General features: G+C 72.3%; 11 protein-coding genes. 4 read left to right on the top strand and 7 right to left on the bottom strand.

Annotation, left to right across the window (positions count from 1 at the left end; all coding sequences use genetic code 11):
* Window positions 1-62: 62 nt before the first annotated feature.
* Both AB0B85_RS16080 and AB0B85_RS16075 read left to right on the top strand, forming a co-directional pair.
* Window positions 63-1,235 carry a PQQ-dependent sugar dehydrogenase gene (locus AB0B85_RS16080; RefSeq protein ID WP_357407830.1) on the top strand — a complete coding sequence of 391 codons (1,173 nt, stop codon included), beginning with the start codon at window positions 63-65 and terminating at the stop codon, window positions 1,233-1,235.
* 61 nt (window positions 1,236-1,296) lie between these two features.
* Window positions 1,297-2,919: a metallophosphoesterase gene (locus AB0B85_RS16075; RefSeq protein WP_357407828.1), complete on the top strand. Its 1,623-nt coding sequence runs from the start codon at window positions 1,297-1,299 to the stop codon at window positions 2,917-2,919.
* An 89-nt stretch (window positions 2,920-3,008) separates the two neighbouring features.
* Here the strand turns inward: AB0B85_RS16075 and AB0B85_RS16070 are convergent, their stop codons facing one another.
* Window positions 3,009-5,366, bottom strand: coding sequence for a pyruvate dehydrogenase (locus AB0B85_RS16070; protein ID WP_357407826.1), 2,358 nt, complete (start codon window positions 5,364-5,366; stop codon window positions 3,009-3,011).
* 120 nt (window positions 5,367-5,486) lie between these two features.
* A complete protein-coding gene (gene gatB, locus AB0B85_RS16065) occupies window positions 5,487-6,986 on the bottom strand; it encodes an Asp-tRNA(Asn)/Glu-tRNA(Gln) amidotransferase subunit GatB (RefSeq protein ID WP_357407824.1) in 1,500 nt (499 codons plus the stop codon).
* A 238-nt stretch (window positions 6,987-7,224) separates the two neighbouring features.
* Between gatB and AB0B85_RS16060 the strand changes: the two genes are divergently transcribed.
* The gene (locus AB0B85_RS16060) at window positions 7,225-7,398 is read left to right on the top strand and encodes a hypothetical protein (protein ID WP_357407822.1); all 174 of its coding nucleotides are present in this window, start codon (window positions 7,225-7,227) and stop codon (window positions 7,396-7,398) included.
* Between the two features lie 44 nt (window positions 7,399-7,442).
* A complete protein-coding gene (locus AB0B85_RS16055; RefSeq protein ID WP_357407820.1) occupies window positions 7,443-7,997 on the top strand; it encodes a hypothetical protein in 555 nt (184 codons plus the stop codon).
* Window positions 7,998-8,067: 70 nt separating this feature from the next.
* Here the strand turns inward: AB0B85_RS16055 and AB0B85_RS16050 are convergent, their stop codons facing one another.
* The 5 genes from AB0B85_RS16050 to ligA all read right to left on the bottom strand — a co-directional run bounded on the left by AB0B85_RS16050 (window position 8,068) and on the right by ligA (window position 16,426).
* A complete protein-coding gene (locus AB0B85_RS16050; RefSeq protein WP_357407818.1) occupies window positions 8,068-9,192 on the bottom strand; it encodes an Ig domain-containing protein in 1,125 nt (374 codons plus the stop codon).
* Between the two features lie 268 nt (window positions 9,193-9,460).
* Entirely contained in the window at window positions 9,461-10,936 is a 1,476-nt protein-coding gene (gene gatA / locus AB0B85_RS16045; RefSeq protein ID WP_357407816.1) for an Asp-tRNA(Asn)/Glu-tRNA(Gln) amidotransferase subunit GatA, read from the bottom strand.
* A gap of 76 nt (window positions 10,937-11,012) precedes the next feature.
* Entirely contained in the window at window positions 11,013-11,318 is a 306-nt protein-coding gene (gene gatC, locus AB0B85_RS16040) for an Asp-tRNA(Asn)/Glu-tRNA(Gln) amidotransferase subunit GatC (protein WP_357407814.1), read from the bottom strand.
* Between the two features lie 146 nt (window positions 11,319-11,464).
* Entirely contained in the window at window positions 11,465-14,134 is a 2,670-nt protein-coding gene (locus AB0B85_RS16035; RefSeq protein WP_357407812.1) for an EAL domain-containing protein, read from the bottom strand.
* Window positions 14,135-14,290: 156 nt separating this feature from the next.
* A complete protein-coding gene (ligA, locus tag AB0B85_RS16030; RefSeq protein WP_357407810.1) occupies window positions 14,291-16,426 on the bottom strand; it encodes an NAD-dependent DNA ligase LigA in 2,136 nt (711 codons plus the stop codon).
* Window positions 16,427-16,461 lie beyond the last annotated feature (35 nt).

The raw sequence follows: 16,461 nt of genomic DNA, 5'->3' as shown, positions 1-16,461 counted from the left end.
GGCCGGGGTCGCCGGCACCCATCGGACTCGACCGGGCCGTCCGGCGGGCTACCCTGGGCCGGGTGAGAGCCCGTCCCCCGTACCCTCGCGTCCGTAGCCTCCGGGTGACGCTCGCGGCGTCCTGCGCGGCCCTGCTGCTCAGCACGGGTTGCAGCTTCGGCGAACCGGAGCCCGACCCGGCCGGCGAGCCACCCAACCTGCCCACCCCGTCCGCGTCGGCGAGCGCCGGCGGCGCCGGCCAGCAGGCGGTGGCGACGGTCCTCGCGAAGGGTTTGCGGGTGCCGTGGGCCATCGCCTTCCTGCCGGACGGGGGCGCGCTTGTCACCGAACGGGACAGCGGGCGGATCCTGCAGGTCGGCCCCGAGTCCGGGCCGGACGGGCTGCGGATCCGCGTGGTGCAGACGATCGCCGACGTGGCCGCGGCCGGCGAGGGCGGCCTGCTCGGCATCGCCGTCTCCCCCGACTACGCGCGCGACCGGACGGTCTTCGTCTACCACACCGCCGAGCGGGACAACCGGGTCGTTCGGCTGCAACTCGGCGGGCAGCCCACCCCGATCCTCACCGGCATCCCCAAGGCCAACGTGCACAACGGCGGCGGGTTGGGTTTCGGCCCGGACGGGCAGCTCTACGTCAGCACCGGTGACGCCGGTCAGCGCCCTCTCTCGCAGGACGTGAAGAGCCTCGGCGGCAAGATCCTCCGGATCACCCGGGACGGCAAGCCCGCCCCGGGCAACCCGTACCCCGGCTCCCCGGTCTGGTCCCAGGGCCACCGCAACGTCCAGGGCTTCGCCTGGGACGCCGCCAAGCGGATGTACGCAGTCGAGTTCGGCCAGAACACCTGGGACGAGATCAACCAGATCACCAAGGGCGGCAACTACGGCTGGCCGGAGGTCGAGGGGCGGGCCGGCGACCGGCGGTTCACCGACCCGATCACGCAGTGGGCGACCGAGGACGCGTCCTGTTCGGGTCTGGCCGCCACGGACCGGCTGCTGGTCACCGGCTGCCTACGCGGCAAACGCCTCTGGGTGATGGAGCTGACCGACACCGGCACGCTGCTCGGCCAGCCCAGTGAACTGCTCACCAACCGGTACGGCCGGCTGCGCGCGGTGGCCGCCGCGCCGGATGGTTCGCTCTGGGTGAGCACCTCCAACCACGATGGGCGGGGCAACCCCGGCGGCGACGACGACCGGCTCCTGCGGGTGGTCTTCGCCGGCGGCGACGGCGGCCGCAGCTGACCTTCGTCACCATCCGTTCAGGTTTACCAAGATCTTCCGACGGGCAGGTCAGAATCTCAGCATGGACGGGCAGCGCGACGAGCAGCACGACGACGCCGGTGACCGGGACACCCCGGTGACCGACAGCGGTTCGCCACGCCCGACGCGTTCGCTTGTCGGCCCCAACGGCCCGCTGCGCCGCCTCGGGCTGATCGTCGCCGTCCTCGCCGTGGCTCTGGCCGGGGCGGTGCTCGGGGTGCTGGCCGGCGGTCAGGTCGACACCGACATCGGGCCGTTCCGGGCCAGCCTCAGCATCTCCCCCGCCCGCCACGGCGGCACCACCGTCGACATACCGCCGCTCGGCGCGTTGCTGCTCGACAGCCACGACGGGCCGACCCATCTCACAGTGCGGTTGGGTGCACTCGACCAGGGCCGCACCGAGGCGCTCATCGACGACCCGGCCAGCATCAGCCGGGCCAGCCAGAGCGCCGTGGAGGACGTCCGCTCCGGGGTGATGCGACTCGGCCTGCGGACGCTCGGCGCGTCGGTGCTTGTCACCCTGATCCTGGCCGGGCTGATCTTCCGCAACGTCCGCCGGACCGCCTGGGCGGGTGGGCTGGCGCTGTTGGTCACCGCCGGGAGCCTCGGCGCGGCGGCGGCCACCATCCGTCCCCAGGCGATCGAGGAGCCACGCTACGAGGGGTTGCTTGTCAACGCGCCGGCCATCGTCGGCGACGCGCGCCGGATCGCCAACGACTACACCAAGTACGCCGAGCAGTTGCAACGCCTGGTCGGCAACGTCAGCCAGCTCTACACCACAGTCTCGGCGCTGCCGTTGTTGGAGCCGACCCCGGGCACCACGCGGGTGCTGCACGTCTCCGACATGCACCTCAACCCGACCGGCTGGCAACTGATCCGGACCGTGGTGGAGCAGTTCGGCATCGACGTGGTGATCGACACCGGTGACATCACCGACTGGGGCAGCGAGCCGGAGGCGTCCTTCGTCGGCTCGATCGGCCTGCTCAAGAAGCCGTACGTCTTCATCCGGGGCAACCACGACTCCGGCAAGACCGCCGCCGCGGTCGCCCGCCAGCCGAACGCGATCGTGTTGAACAACTCCACGACCACCGTCGCCGGGCTGACCATCGCCGGCATCGGCGACCCCCGGTTCACCCCGGACAAGAACACCTCACCCGCCGGCAGCGGCCTCACCCAACAGGTCGCCGACCAGGTGATCGACGCCGGGGAGCAGCTCGCGACCACGGTGCGCCGCTCACCCCGGCCGGTGAACATCGCGTTGGTGCACGACCCGGCGTCGGCCGGGCCGCTCGCCGGCACCTGCCCGCTGGTGCTGGCCGGGCACACCCACGCCCGGCAGGTGTCCCGGTTGCCCGAGGCGCCCGGCCAGCAGCCCACCGCCCTGATGGTCGAGGGCTCCACCGGCGGCGCCGGCCTGCGCGGCCTGGAGGGCGAGAAACCCACCCCGCTGACGATGACGGTGCTCTACTTCGACCAGCAGAAGATGCTCCAGGCGTACGACGACATCACAGTGGGCGGCACCGGCCAGTCCCAGGTGAACCTGGAGCGGCACGTGGTGGCCGATCCCGCGCAGGGCGCGCCGGCGTCGGTCACCCCGACGCCGACCCGGGGCGGGCCGGAGTCACCGAACCCGCTGCAGAGCCCCACCCCCAGCCCGACCAGCTGATCCTGGCCCCACGCCGCCGGCGCAGCGCCGCGCCGCGACCCAGCGCGGCGGGGCCGAGGCGAGGCGCGGCAGGACGCGGTGCGGCGGGGTCAGCGTAGGGCGATGGCGGCGAGGGCGGCGTTGACGATGCTGCCGGGGAGCAGGTCGTGCAGGTCGTACAGCTCGGCGACGCTGCCGGACTGGCCGAACTCGTCCACCCCGAGCGGCACCGCCGGAGCGCCGACCGCCGAACCGAGCCAGGCCATCGCGTGCGAGGCGGCGTCGTGCACCGTCACCACCGGCACCCGGTCGGCGAACGCGGACCGCAGCGCACCCGGCACGCTGGGCACGGTGGCCGTCCGTACGCCCTGCCGCAGGGTGCGCTGCCAGGCCCGGTAGAGCCGGTCCAGGCTCGTCACGTCCACCACGTGCGCGGCGACGCCCTCCTCGGCCAGCTCCGCGGCGGCGGCCAGCACCTCGGGCAGCACCGCACCGGAGGCGGCCAACTGCACCACCGGGGCGTCGACCAGATGCGGGTACGCCTGGTGCGCGTCGACAAGCCGGTACGCCCCGGCGACCACCTGCCGACGCAGCACCGCGTCACCGAGTCGGGTCCGGGCCGCCTCGAACGGCGCCTGGTCCAGCGGGCGGGTGCTCAACCGGAAGTAGTACGCGCCGTCCTCGGCGGGCGCGGCGGTCGCCGCCGGGGTCGACCCGCCGGCGATCTGCCCCAGCGCGTCGCAGAGCAGCCAGTCCAGGCTGGCCGCGTACGCCGGCTCCACGAACGTCACCCCGGGCAGTTCCAGGCCCACCGACGCGGTGATCGTGGACTGGTGGGCACCGCCCTCGGGCGCGAGGGTGATGCCGGACGGGGTGCCGGCCACCACGAACCGGGACCCCGAGTAGGTGCCGTAGAGGAACGCGTCCAGGCCGCGCAGCACGAACGGGTCGTAGACGGTGCCCACCGGCAGCAGCGGCTGCCCGGACAGGTCCCAGGACAGGCCGAGCTGACCCAGCAGCAGGAACAGGTTCATCTCCGAGATGCCCAGCTCGATGTGCTGCCCGGCCGGGCTCTCCGTCCAGCGCAGCATCCGGTCCTCGGTCCAGGAACGCTGCTCGGTGGGGGCGAACACCCCGGTCTTGTTGATGAACCCGGCCAGGTTGGTGGAGGTGGCCACGTCCGGGGCGGTGGTCACCAGGTAGCGGCCCACCTCCCGGTGCCGCGCCAGGTCCACGAGCACCCGACCGAAGACCTCCTGGGTGGAGATCGGCTTGGTGGCGCGTACTCCCGTGCTCTCCGGGACGGTGACCCCCAGCGCGCGCTCGCGGGGCGCGCGGGACAGTGCCTCCCGGCGGGCGCCGGCCCGGATGCCGGCCGGTGACGCCGGGTCGAGACGGTCCCACTCGGTCTCGGCGGTCAACCCCTGCGCGGCCCGCAGCGTGGCGACCTGCTCCGAGCTGAGCAGCGCGGAATGGTTGCGCGGGTTGCCGGCGATGGGCAGACCCCAACCCTTCACTGTGTACGCGAAGACGACGCTGGGCCGGTCGGTGACCGCGTCGCACTGGGCGTACGCGTCGAGCATCGCGGACAGGTCGTGCCCGCCCAGGTCGGTGACGAGCGGGCTCAGTTCCTCGTCGCTGACGTGGGCGATCAGCTCGTCGATGCCGGCCGGCGCGCCGTCCAGGAACTGCTTGCGCAGCACCGGGCCGGTCAGCCCGAACAGCGACTGGTACTGCTCGTTGGGCATCGCGTCGATCCAGTCGCGCAGCGCCTCGCCACCCGGCCGGGCGTACGCCTCGGCGAGCCGCCGGCCGTACTTGACCTCCACCACGTGCCAGCCGGCCGCCTCGAACTGGCCGCGCCACTGGTTGATCCGGATGCCCGGCACCACCCGGTCCAGCGACTGCCTGTTGAAGTCGACGAGCCACATGACGTTGCCCAGGCCGGTGGTGGCCGGGTCGGCGACCGCCTCCCAGATGTTGCCCTCGTCCAGCTCGGCGTCGCCGATCAGGGCCACGAACCGGGAGTGCGGGCGGGCACCGAAGTGCGCGTCGACGTAGCGCCGGGTGGCGGCGGCGAAGAGCGGCGCCGCCGCGCCGAGCCCGACCGAGCCGGTGGAGAAGTCCACGGCGTCCGGGTCCTTGGTGCGCGACGGGTACGACTGGAGGCCGCCCCGGGCCCGCAGCCGGGGCAGGTACGAGCGGTCCAGGTTGCCGAGCAGATACTGGATGGCGTGGAACACCGGGGACGCGTGCGGCTTCACGGCCACCCGGTCCTCGGCGTCCAGGTGCGCGAACCAGAGCGCTGTCATCGCGGTGACCAGGGAGGCGCTGGACGCCTGGTGGCCGCCGACCTTCACCCCGTCGCCGGTGGTGCGGTCGTGGTTGGCGGCGTCCACGATCCGGGTGGCGAGCCAGAGCACCCGCCGCTGGATCTCGTCGAGGACATCGAGGTCGTGCTGGTTCACTGTGGCTCCATCCAGGCGTCGCCGTTGACGCCCTCGTGCGGGGGTGCGGGGTGGCCGCGTGGTCGACAGGGGTGACGGAAGGCCGCCGCCGGTCACGGCGGCGGCCTGCTCCGGTCGGTCTCAGCCCTGGACGCCGAGGCGCTCCAGGATCAGCGTGCGGACGGCGGCGGCGTCGGCCTGGCCACGGGTGCTCTTCATGACCGCGCCGACAAGCGCACCGGCCGCCGCGACCTTGCCACTGCGGATCTTGTCGGCGATGCCGGGGTTCGCGGCGATCGCCTCGTCCACGGCGGCGGTGAGCGCGCCGGTGTCCGACACGACCTCCAGGCCCCGACTGGTCATGATCTCGGTGGGCGAGCCCTCACCGTCGACCACGCCCTCCAGCACCGTCCGGGCCATCTTGTCGTTGAGCTTGCCGGCGTCGACAAGCCCCTGCAGCTCGGCGACCTGGGCGGGGGTGGCACCGATGTCGGCCAGCTCCACGCCGTTCTCGTTGGCCCGGCGGGACAACTCACCCAGCCACCACTTGCGGGCCGCCGCCGGGGTGGTGCCGGCGGCCACGGTGGCCTCGATCAGCTCGACCGCGCCCGCGTTCAGCACCGACTGCATGTCCAGGTCCGACAGGCCCCACTGCTCCTGGAGCCGACGCCGGTGCACCCGGGGCAACTCCGGCAGCGCCGCCTTCAACTCGGCGACCCAGGCCGGGTCCGGGGCGATCGGCACCAGGTCCGGCTCCGGGAAGTACCGGTAGTCGGTGGCCGTCTCCTTCGAGCGGCCCGGGGTGGTGTCGCCGGTGTCCTCGTGGAAGTGCCGCGTCTCCTGGGTGATCCGGCCGCCCGCGTCGAGCACCGACGCCTGCCGCAGCATCTCCGAGCGGACCGCCCGCTCCACCGACCGCAGCGAGTTGACGTTCTTCGTCTCGGTACGGGTCCCCCACTCCTGACCCGGCAGGTTGAGCGAGGTGTTCACGTCGCAGCGCAGCGAACCCTCCTCCATCCGCACGTCCGAGACGCCGAGGGTGCGGATCACGTCGCGCAGCTCGGCGACGTACGCCTTGGCCACCTCGGGGGCGAGCGCCCCGGTGCCCGTGATCGGCTTGGTGACGATCTCGACAAGCGGGATGCCGGCCCGGTTGTAGTCGACAAGCGATTCGGTAGCGCCGTGGATGCGGCCGGTGGCCCCACCGACGTGCAGCGTCTTGCCGGTGTCCTCCTCCAGGTGCACCCGCTCGATCTCGATCCGCACCGTCTCGCCGCCGACCTCGACGTCCAGGTAGCCGTCGACGCAGATCGGCTCGTCGTACTGGCTGATCTGGAAGTTCTTCGGCATGTCCGGGTAGAAGTAGTTCTTCCGGGCGAACCGGCACCACTCGGCGATCGAGCAGTTCAGGGCCAGGCCGATCCGGATGATCGCCTCGATCGCCGCCTTGTTGGCCACCGGCAGCGACCCGGGCAGGCCCAGGCAGACCGGGCAGACCCGGGTGTTCGGCTCGCCACCGAAGTCGGTCGGGCAGCCGCACCACATCTTGGTGTTCGTGCCCAGCTCGACGTGGGTCTCCAGGCCGATCACCGGTTCGAAGCGCGCAACGACCTCGTCGTACGCGGGCAGTGTCGTGGTCATGAGACGCTCCAGGCGCGATCCGGACAGAACCTGTCCAGCCTAATGGGGTTGCCGGGGTGGGCGTCGCCCGGGTTTCCCGACCCACCGGCGATGCCCGTGACCGAGTGTGTCCGTACCCACACCGGGGTATCTGTCGACCATGACGAATACGGGGAATGATCGATCCGTCACCCAGGCCGGGTCGGGGCGTCGGTACAACAACAGACAGATCCTGCTTGTGCTATTGGCCGCATGGGCAGTGGGGGCCGTTGTCGCTCTGATCGGCTGGGCCGTCGCCGACGGTGAACGGCAGCCCGACGACCTCGGTCTACTTGTGGTCCTGCTCATCATCCCGGGCCTGATCGGGCTGGCCGTCGCCTGGGGGACGGGCAGATTGGTGGAGTGGCGTCAGCGCGACCGGGCGAAGTCGTGACACCGGCGCGCGTGGCGTCGCTGGCAGCGAGGTAGGGAGCGACAATGACCACCGAGGGCCGTGGCACCGCCGATGACCAGGTGACGCAGAGGCGGCACCGCCCCAGCACCTACGCCGTCGCCGCGATAGCCGTGGTCGGCACTGCCGCAATGGGCACCGCCGCGCTGACCGACGGCGACACCGGGCGGCCCGACCTCCTCGCGGCGTTCGGGCTGATGCTCATTCCGCCGCTGGTCGGCGCGGTCGTCGCCCTCGTCATCGGCCGCCGGCTGATCAGGCGGTTCCCCCCGACGGCCGGTGCCGACCCGACGACCAAGCGGCGGATCGCGCAGGTGTTACGCGACGGATCCACCGACGACCCTCGTCTGGACGCGCTGACTCGCGAGGAGGCTCGATCCCGCATCAGTCGACGCTGGCTGCTGTTGCTGTTCACGGCAGGCTTCCTCAGCCAACTGCCACCCCTGGTGAGTCCGGTCAACCCGTTCACCCGCGTGCTGGCCGTACCGCTGCTCCTGCTCTGGGGAGGTGCCGCCTGGTATCACTGGCGTGGCCTGCGGGAGGCCCGCCGCTACCTCGCCGGGCCGCCGAACCAGCCCTGATCCACACCCACCCCGCCCGGACGCGCGCGGGCCGGCCGCCGGCACGGGCGGGACGGCCCGGGGCCGGGCGTCACTCGGGTGTGGTGAAGCGCCGACGGTTGTAGGCCAGCACGAGCAGAATGCCGCCGATGGAGAACGCCACGACGCCCATCAGCAGCAGCACGAGGGGCGAGCCCGGTCCGGTGACCGGCAGCCACCCGCCACTCGCCATCGACTTCGACGGCGTGGGCACGGGCGTCGGCTGGGACGCCGCAGGGCTGCTCTCCGACGGTGTGGCGGCCGGATCGCTCACTGTCGGCGTGGCCGTCGGGCCGGTCGGGGTCGTCGTGGGGGTGCTGGGGGCCCGGGCGGCGACGATCAGCGACACCTCGCTCGTGGCGCTGGTGCTGCGCCCCTTCGCTCCGACGGTGAAGGTGAACGTGCCGACGCTGCCGGGGACGCCGCTGAGCAGGCCATCCTTGTCCAGGGTGAGGCCGCCCGGCAGCGCCCCGCCGGCCAGGGCGAACGCGATGTCCGAATCACCGTCGGCGGTGAACCGGAAGGAGTAGGGCCGGCCGACCGTGCCGGTCGGCGGATCGTCGGAGGTGAACGCGGCCGCGGCCGTGGCGACGACGATCGTGGCGTCCTGCTCGTCGAAGAGCTTGTTCTTGTCGGTCATCCGTAGCGTGAACGTGTACGTGCCCGGCGTGTTCGGCGCGCCACCGAGCGACGTCCCCACCACCAGCATCCCCGGCGGCAGACTGCCCGACACCACCGACAACGCGTACGGCCCGATGCCACCGGTCGCCTCGACGGTATGGATCGCATACGTCTGCCCGAGATACCTGGGCGACCGGGGCTTGCCCGAGGTGATGACGACCTTCTGGTGGCGTACCTCGATCGTCGCCTTCTGCTGGCCGAAGAGGCCGTTCTTGTCGGTCATCCGCAGCGTGAACGTGTACGTGCCCGGCGTGTTCGGCGCGCCACCGAGCGACGTCCCCACCACCAGCATCCCCGGCGGCAGACTGCCCGACACCACCGACAACGCGTACGGCCCGGTGCCACCGGTCGCCTCGACGGTATGGATCGCGTACGTCTGCCCGAGATACATGAGCGAGCGGGGCTTACCCGAGGTGATCGTTACGGTCTCGGCGGGGGCGGGGGCGGGGGCGGCGGCGGCTGGCGGCGCGGCGCCCAGCAGCATTGCGACAGCCATCGTCAGGGCCATGACCGGGCGAAGTGTCCCCATCGCACATCCAGGTCTTGATCGGGACCGCTCGCGACCGCCAGCGGACCAGGTCCAGTCGATCCAGCAGACTCGGAGCTTATTCGACCAGTGCAACTGGACACGGACAATCCACCGACCGCAGATCGTCGTGTTGTCGCCGCGACGACACGGCGCCCGGCGCGGTCGTGGTGACCGCGCCGGGCGCGTGACGACGTCCGGTACGGACGCGGGCGACCTGCCTCCGTACCAAGTGGGTTCAGAGCGTCGGTGGGGTGAACGTGCCGATCGCGGACTCCAACGCGGCGGCGACCCGGTACATCCGGTCGTCGGCCATCGTCGGGGCCATCACCTGCAGACCGACCGGCAGCCCTTCGGAGAGCCCGCAGGGCACCGAGATGCCCGGCCCGCCGTACAGGTTTGTCGGAATCGTGTACAGATCGGCCAGGTACATCTGGTACGGATCGGCGGTACGCGCGCCGATCGGGAACGCCACCGACGGCGTGGTCGGCGAGATCAACGCGTCGACCTGCTCGAACGCGGCGGTGAAGTCCCGCGTGATGAGCGTCCGGACCTTCTGCGCCTGCCCGTAGTACGCGTCGTAGTAACCAGACGACAACGCGTACGTGCCGATCATGATGCGGCGCTTGACCTCCGGGCCGAAGCCGGCCTCCCGGGTCAGCGACATGACCTCCTCAAGCGACCGGTTGCCGTCGTCGCCGACCCGCAGGCCGAACCGGACGCCGTCGAACCGGGCCAGGTTGGAGGAGCACTCACTCGGAGCGATCAGGTAGTACGCCGGCAGCGCGTACGCGAACGTCGGGCAGGAGATCTCCACGATCTCGGCGCCCATCTTGGTGAGCGCGTCCACCGACTCGCGGAACGCCGCCATCACGCCCGGCTCGGCGCCCTCGCCGACGAACTCGCTCACGATGCCGAGCCGCATGCCGGTCAGGTCGCCTGTCGCGCCGAGCTTCGCCGCCGCCACCACGTCCGGCACCGGCAGCGGGATCGAGGTGGAGTCCCGCGGGTCGTGCCCGCCGATCACCTGGTGCAGCAGGGCCGCGTCGAGCACGTTCCGGGCGCACGGGCCGGGGGTGTCCAGCGACGAGGAGAAGGCGACGAGCCCGTAGCGGGAGGTGCCGCCGTAGGTGGGCTTCGCACCCACCGTGCCGGTGACCGCGCCCGGCTGGCGGATCGAACCGCCGGTGTCCGAGCCGATCGCCAGCGGCGCCTCGTACGCGGCCAGCGCGGCAGCGCTGCCACCGCCCGAGCCGCCCGGGATCCGGCTCAGGTCCCACGGGTTGTGCGTCGGCCCGTACGCCGAGTACTCCGTGGAGGAGCCCATGGCGAACTCGTCCATGTTCGTCTTGCCGAGCATCACCGTGCCGGCGTCGCGCAGCCGCTGCACGATCGTCGCGTCGTACGGAGGACGCCAGCCCTCCAGGATCTTCGACCCCACGGTGGTCGGCACCCCGCGGGTGGCGAGCACGTCCTTCACCGCGACCGGCACACCCGCGAGCGGGCCCAGCACCTCGCCGGCGGCCCGGCGCTCGTCCACCGCGCGGGCGGCGGCGAGCGCGCCGTCGCTGTCCACGTGCAGGAAGGCGTGCACCCGGTCGTCGACAGCGGCGATCCGGTCCAGGTGCGCCTGGGTCACCTCGACGGCGGAGGCCTCGCCCCCGGCGACCAGGGACGCGATCTCCGTCGCGGTCATCTTGATCAAGTCGCTCATGCCGTCACTCCGCTTCGCTCCGCGACGCCATGAGGCAGCACAGCGCTGCACTGCTGATTCGCTCGCTCGCGCTCGCTCATGAGGCCACATCCTCGGTCAGGATCCGCGGCACGCGGAACCGCTGGTCCTCGGCGTCGGGCGCGCCCGACAGCGCCTCCTGCGGGGTCAGGCACGGCGTGACCACGTCCTCACGGAACACGTTCGTCAACGGCACCGAGTGCGAGGTCGGCGGAATGTCCGCGGCGGCGACCTCGCCGACCTGGGCGACCGCCTGGAGGATCACGTCGAGCTGACCGGCGAACGTGTCCAGCTCCTCCTCGGTGACGGCGAGCCGCGACAGGCGCGCCAGGTGCGCGACCTCCTCGCGGGAGATGGCGGCCATCCGTGCCCCCTTCTGATGTCCTGCTGGTCGGGCGGTGTGCCCGCCGCGCCACGACTGGAGCGTGACGCGCGGTGACCGGAGCGAGTCTATTGTTCCGCCTCGGTGCCGCGTCCCCGGACTCCCCTCCGGCGGCCCTCGTGCCCGGGTCAGCGGGTGGGGCGGCGTGCCACGTCCGACTGCGGGTGCCCGCCGGTGGGGCGCACCGGCCGGTACCGGGCCAGCCAGGTGACCAGCTCCGCGGCGGGCATCGGCCGGGCGTAGAACCAACCCTGCGCCGCGTCACAACCAGCGGCGTGCAGCAGCCGCCAGGTCCGCTCGTCCTCGACGCCCTCGGCCACCACCCGCAACCCCAACGCGCCGGCCAACTCGATCATCGACCGGACGATCGCCGCGTCGTCGGCGTCGTCGGCCATGCCGAGTACGAACGACCGGTCCACCTTCACCTCGGACAGCGGCAACCGGCGGAGGTGTTGCAGCGACGAATAGCCGGTGCCGAAGTCGTCAAGCGCGATGCCCACCCCGATCCGGTGCAGCTGGGAGATGGTCGCCAGCACCCGGCGCGGGTCGGCCATCAACGCGCCTTCGGTGATCTCCACCTGTAGCCGCTCGGCCGGCACCCCGTAGCGGGCCAGCCGGTCGGCGATCTGGTCGGCGATCTCGCCGGTGTGCAGGTCACGCACGCTCACGTTCAGCGCCGCGCGTAGGCCGATGCCGGCCGCCGACCACTTGGCGAGCTGCTCCACCACGTCGTCGACCACCCGCCGGGTCAGCAGCCGCATCACGGCGCTCTGCTCGGCGACGCGGATGAGTTCCTCCGGGTCGACCATGCCCCGCCTCGGGTGTCGCCACCGCAGCAGGGCCTCGACACCTACCACCTCGCCGGTCGCGATGGCGATCTGCGGCTGGTAGTACATGGTGATTTCGCCGGCGTCGTCGGCCAGCCCACCGGTGGCGTGCACCCAGCCCGTCGGGTCGAACTGTCGTCCCGGTGTGTCCGGCCCGATGCCCCGGCGCGGTCCGAGGCCGCCGTTGCCCAGCGCGGCGACCGCGCTTGCGTTCGGGGACCGCCGGCCGTTGCCGAGTCCGGCACGGCGCTCCCGGGCCCGACCCGACCGGTTGCCGGTCACCGCGGCCCGGGTGTTGCGACCCCGGATCGGGTCGGCACCGGTGGCGATCTGGTTGATCAGCTCGTCGGCGTGCGGCGGCTCGGCGGCGTCGCGCCGTCGGCGTCCCCACCACCGGCCGCCGGACGCCGGTGCCGCCACGATCGCCGGTGCCAGGTCCGCGTGTGGCACGGTCTCGGCCGGCGCCCCGGTGGGCAGCGCCGCCCCGTCACCGCCGCGCACCTCGGCCGTCGCGTTACGGGGTACGTCGACCACCCGCTCCGTGCCGGCCACCTGACCCGGCCCACCGGCGTGGTCGTGCCGGTCGCCCCGTTCGGCCGACTCGACCTGGTCGGCCGGCTCGCGGTCGCGGTGACCGGCGGCGTCGAACGGTTCGTCGACCGGTGGGCCGGACTCCAGCACCCGGCGCAGGTCGGCGAGCAGACCGAGACGCTCGGCGGAGTTGTGGTCGGACTCGGGGGCGTAGACGGCCACCGTGTCGTTGCGGTGCTTGGCGTCGTACATCGCCACGTCGGCGTGGCGCATCAGGGTGGCGAAGTCCTCGCCATGTTCGGGGAAGAGGGCGATCCCGATCGACCCGCCCACGTCCAACGGAAGCCCGTCCAGCGGCACCGGCTCGGCCAGCGCCTGGACCACCTGGTCGGCCAACTCCCGCGCCTGACCGACGTCGGTCAGCCCGGTCATCACGATGGCGAACTCGTCGCCGCCGAGCCGGGCGATCATCTGCGGTCGGGGCCGCACGTCGGTGAGCCGCGCGCTCACCTCGACAAGCAGCCGGTCGCCCACGGCGTGCCCGAGGGCGTCGTTCACGTTCTTGAAGCGGTCCAGGTCGATCAACAGCAGTGCCAGCTGGCCGTCGGGTTCGCCGCGGGCCGTCCGCTCGGCATGCACGTGCACCTGCTCGGCCACCTCGGCCAACAGGGCCTTGCGGTTGGGGAGGCCGGTGAGCGGGTCGGCGGCGGCGAGGTGCTGCTGTTCGACGGTCAGCCGCGCCATCCGGTAGACGGCGAACAGCGGCACCAGCACCAGCGGGATCAGTGCCGCGCTGACCCGCGCCGCCGCGACCAGCACCGGCGCGAGGAGCAGCAGGGAGCCGGTGGAGAGCAACTCGAAGCCGAGCCCCTGCCGCAGGGTGGGCCACCACCGGTCACCGAAGCGCAGCCGCACCGCCCAGCTGACCAACCCGTAGTTGACGACGAACCAGGCGAGCGTCGCGCCGCCGACGGCAGCCACGTCGGGCCAGTGCAACCCCCCGCCGGGGAAGATGGTGCCGGGCCCGAGCAGGAGTACGCCGTAAGCGGCGGCGAGCGCACATGCGTACTGCCCGACGTTGAACGCCGTCCGCCACGCCGCGTGCCGCATCCGCCAACCCGAGACGACCACCCCCACCGCCTGCACCAGCACCGCCGGGCCGAGGCCCCAGCCGAGCAGGATCGCGAAGGTGAAGCAGGTGGAGGGGAACACCGCCGAGGTCTGCCGGCGCCCCGGCGGGACGAACGGGCGGGCGTCGCAGACCACGGCGAGCGCGGCCATCGTCCAGAACGCCACCGGCAGCCGGGACACCTGATCGGGAACCGTCGCGAGGGGAACGGCGGCGGTCACCGTGGCCACCACCAGGATGCCGACGACGAAGGTGGCGAACGGTGCCACCCGTCCCGGGGGCAGCGAGTTGCGTGGGTCGGCGACCTCCACCACACCTCCCGACCGACCGTCGACGTGCCGGTGCGCACGCCGTGACCCAATGAAACGCCCTCGGGCCCTGGTTTCCCGGTATGACAGTCACGAATCGGTCGTAGTCGTAATTAAGTTGGTATACGTGACCGGTGGTCGCGCGACGCGGACGCGCGATCAGCCGCCCGGTTGCGCGACCTCCCGTGCGGCGTCCGGGCCGGCGTCCAGCAGGAGCTGGAACCCGGCCTCGTCGAGCACCGGCACCTTGAGGCTGGCCGCCTTGTCGGCCTTGGACCCCGGGTTGTCCCCCACCACGACGAAGCTCGTCTTCTTGGAGACCGACCCGCTGACCTTGCCGCCCCGGCTCTGCACGGCCTCGGCTGCCTGGTCCCGGGAGAAACCGGCGAGCGTGCCGGTCACCACCACTGTCAAGCCCTCAAGCGGGCGCGGCCCCTCGTCGCCCGCCTCCTCCGCCATCCGTACGCCGGCCTCGGCCCACTTGCGGACGACCTCGCGATGCCAGTCCACCGTGAACCACTCCCGGAGGCTGGCCGCGATTGTCGGCCCGACGCCGTCGACCGAGGACAGCTCCTCCTCGGTGGCGGCGTCGATGGCGTCCATCGACCGGAAGTGCCGGGCGAGCGCCTGGGCCGCGGTCGGGCCGACGTGCCGGATGGAGAGCGCCACCAGCACCCGCCACAGCTCCCGTTCCCGGGCGACCGCCAGGTTGTCGAGCAACTTGCTGGCGTTGCTGCCCAGGCTGCCGTCCTTGTTGACGAAGAACGGGGACCGGGACAGCTGCTCGGCGTCGAGCTGGAACAGATCGCCCTCGTCCGCGATGACCTCCGCGTCCAGCAGCGCCGCCGCGCCCTTGTAGCCGAGCGCCTCGATGTCGAAGGCACCACGACCGGCGAGGTGGAACACCCGCTCGCGCAGCTGGGCCGGGCAGCTGCGGGTGTTGGGGCAACGGATGTCGATGTCGCCCTCCTTCGACGGCGCGAGCGGGGTGCCGCACGCCGGGCAGGTGGTCGGCATGACGAACGGCCGGGCGTCGGCGGGCCGCCTGTCGATCACCGGGCCGAGCACCTCGGGGATCACGTCGCCGGCCTTACGCAGCACCACCGTGTCGCCGATCAGCACGCCCTTGCGTTCGACCTCGCGGGCGTTGTGCAGGGTGGCGAGCGCGACTGTCGAGCCGGCCACCCGCACCGGCTCGAGCACGGCGAACGGGGTGACCCGCCCGGTGCGGCCCACGTTGACGTCGATGTCGAGCAGCGTGGTGGTGACCTCCTCCGGCGGGTACTTGAAGGCGATCGCCCACCTCGGCGCGCGGCTGGTGGAGCCGAGCCGGCCCTGGATGGACACCGGGTCGACCTTGACCACCACCCCGTCGATCTCGTGCTCGACGTCGTGCCGGTGCTCGGCGTAGTAGCCGATGTATTCGGCCACGCCGGCCAGGTCGGGCACGACCCGCCAACGGTCGCTTGTCGGCAACCCCCACGACTTGAGCGCCGCGTACGACTCGGACTGCGCGGTCGGCTGGAAGCCCTTGCGAGCGCCGATGCCGTGCACCACCAGGCGCAGCGGCCGGGAGGCGGTGACCCGTGGGTCCTTCTGGCGGAGGCTGCCCGCAGCGGCGTTACGGGGGTTGGCGAAGGGCGCCCGGCCCTGCTCGACCAGGCCGGCGTTGAGGTCGGCGAACGCGGCGACCGGGAAGTAGATCTCGCCCCGCACCTCCACCAGCTCGGGGATGTCCGGGAACTCGGCGGACGGGGTGAGCTGGCTGGGCACGTCCCGGATGCTGCGCACGTTGGCGGTGACGTCCTCGCCGGTGCGGCCGTCACCCCGGGTCGCCGCCCGGACCAGCCGGCCCTTCTCGTAGGTCAGGTTGATGGCCAGCCCGTCGACCTTCAGCTCGCACAGGTAGGGCACCGGGCCGCCCGCGTCCCGTTCGACCCGCTCGGCCCAGGCGGCCAACTCCTCGTCGGCGAAGGCGTTGTCGAGCGAGAGCATGCGTTCGGCGTGGGTGACCGGGGTGAAGTCGGTGGAGAAGGTGCCGCCGACGCGTTGGGTGGGCGAGTCGGGTGTCCGAAGCGCCGGGAACTCCGCCTCCAACGCCTCCAACTCGCGCAACTGCCTGTCGAAGTCGGCGTCGGGAATGGTCGGCGTGTCCAGCACGTAGTAGCGGTACTGATGCTCGGTCAACTCCTGGCTGAGCGTGGCATGCCGCTCCCGGGCCTGCGGCGTCGGCTCAGCCCCGGCCGCCGCCTCCTGGGCCGGGCTGACCTGCTGACCGATCTGCTCCTCGGACACACCGCCACCTTCGGACACGCCTGCGACCTCCCTGA

It is taken from the genome of Micromonospora sp. NPDC049044, from assembly GCF_040649215.1.
GTDB lineage: Bacteria > Actinomycetota > Actinomycetes > Mycobacteriales > Micromonosporaceae > Micromonospora.
Note: the sequence above shows the minus strand (reverse complement) of the source record. Positions and strands in the feature narration are given on the sequence as shown.